Annotated in this window: 1 protein-coding gene; it reads right to left on the bottom strand. The window is 65.3% G+C overall.

Translation table 11 applies throughout. The annotated features are described in order from the left end of the window. On the bottom strand, window positions 1-572 hold a 572-nt coding region (locus tag BST15_RS20975), incomplete at its 3' end, for a PPE family protein (RefSeq protein ID WP_046191582.1). Window positions 573-574: the final 2 nt, after the last annotated feature.

Raw genomic sequence — 574 nt, 5'->3', positions numbered from 1 at the left:
TCCGATGTGTCTGCAGCTCCCGCAGAAACCTCCGACTTGAGAATCGCCGGCGCGGGCGGGGTCGGCGGCACCGACGCCGCAGCCGAGCCCGCAACCGCCTGATACGTACTCATCGTGACCGCAGCCTGCACCCACATCCGCGCATAATCGGCCTCATTGAGCGCTATCGGAATCGTATTGACCCCAAAGAAATTCGTCGCCACCAACACCCCATGCACCGCATGGTTAGCCGCCAGCTCCGCCATCGTCGGCATCGCCGCCAACGCAGCCACATACGCCGCCGCCACCGTCTCATGCTGAGCCGCCGCCACCGCACTATCAGCACTAGCCTGCGTCAACCACGCCAAATACGGAGCATTGGCAGCCGCATACGACTGCGCACTGGGCCCCTGCCACACCCCCGACTCAACCGCAGCCAACACCTCACCGAGCTCCGCAGCCACCTCGGCATACTCAGCACTGAGCGAACTCCACGTCCCCGCCGCAGCCAACACCGCCCCCGGCCCCGGACCACTACTCAACAACGCCGAATGCACCTCCGGCGGCAACCCCATAAACGCAGGCGCAGTCACAC

It is taken from the genome of Mycolicibacter arupensis (genome assembly GCF_002086515.1).
GTDB lineage: Bacteria > Actinomycetota > Actinomycetes > Mycobacteriales > Mycobacteriaceae > Mycobacterium > Mycobacterium arupense.
This window is presented reverse-complemented; position numbering and strand designations above follow the sequence as displayed.